This window comes from Psychrobacter sp. AOP7-B1-24 (assembly GCF_052376215.1).
Taxonomy (GTDB): Bacteria; Pseudomonadota; Gammaproteobacteria; order Pseudomonadales; family Moraxellaceae; genus Psychrobacter.
The window spans coordinates 1-1,102 of the sequence record NZ_JBQSVL010000179.1 but is presented as its reverse complement, the minus strand read 5'-3'; the positions used below and the strand labels follow the sequence as shown (position 1 = coordinate 1,102).

Annotated in this window: 1 protein-coding gene; it reads right to left on the bottom strand. The window is 42.8% G+C overall.

The window, feature by feature from the left end; genetic code table 11:
- Nucleotides 1–200 precede the first annotated feature (200 nt).
- Entirely contained in the window at nucleotides 201–1,052 is an 852-nt protein-coding gene (locus ACT3QP_RS14850) for a hypothetical protein (RefSeq protein WP_444526035.1), read from the bottom strand.
- Between the last annotated feature and the right edge of the window lie 50 nt (nucleotides 1,053–1,102).

Here is a 1,102-nt window from a genome sequence, read left to right as displayed (position 1 = left end):
GATTGTTCCAAAAGTCTGGTTTTACATTACGTTGAGAGGATGCCCAAAAACATCATTGAAAAAGTCAGCTTTACGTTAATAGTCGATGGTAAGAAGGAGCATATCTCTTATACCATTCCTCTTAAGTATAAATATCAGTATTCTTATTTGAGTATTTTGATGAGTGTATAAAAGCTTCCTGAGGCTTGATTATCATTGCTCTACTCAACCAACTCAAACTGCTGCTTAGCTACGTTATATTTATAAGTGCTTTTTTCCTCAGAGCTTGGTGCCTTATTACTATCACTACCAATCTTACCTGATTTTATCGTAAGGCTCATATTCAGCGGATAAAAGCCTGCGGTCATTGGCGCATTATAATCATGACTCACATAGCCTGTGCCTTCGTAATACCTGCCAGCACTATAACTTTCAGAGTAATAATCTGCATCTATTTCAGCGATGGTTTTTATTTTGCCATCTATAGGCACATACATCTGCCAGATACAGTTGGATTGCCCGCCCGCCCCTGAGCCGCAGGTTTTACCGGTCCAGCCATATTTGTTTTCACCGACTTCAGAGAGCTCAAACTCATAATGTCTACTCCTGCCTGAGCCGCCACTATAAATGAAAGGCTCACTGGCAGATACGACCCATAAGTTGCCCATTTTATACAGCTCAAATAACCCGCCTATACCTGGATCAGCTCTAGATATATTTCCATCGTAGACGTAACCCGAGGTTAGCAGATACAGCCGAGTGCCACCGTTGACTTCTTCAACTTGATACTTAATAGGCGCGATGCAGTAGCTGTCTTCAAATACATAGTCACTACGCTCGTTATCAAAGGTTTCTTTGCGATGATACAGGGTGCAGCCACGCAGTTTGTCATAGTCTGAGCCATAGTTGACCGCCATGACACTATTGATGGCTTGGCTAATATCCGCTGGAATAGGCTGCTGCGGCAAAGTGGGGATTTGCGCGGTGGCTAGTGTAGATAGTAATACTGCAGACATAGGCGTGAGCAGTCGGCTTACCCTGTATGAAATATTAGATAGGCGTTTAATGGTCATAAGTATTGATCTTATTGGCTGTAAGGCGTTATAGCTTGTTCAAGCCGGTC

Bases quoted from the DNA above. Each gene is read 5' to 3' on its own strand.
- ACT3QP_RS14850 (WP_444526035.1), bottom strand. From the start codon at position 1,052: ATGACCATTAAACGCCTATCTAATATTTCATACAGGGTAAGCCGACTG.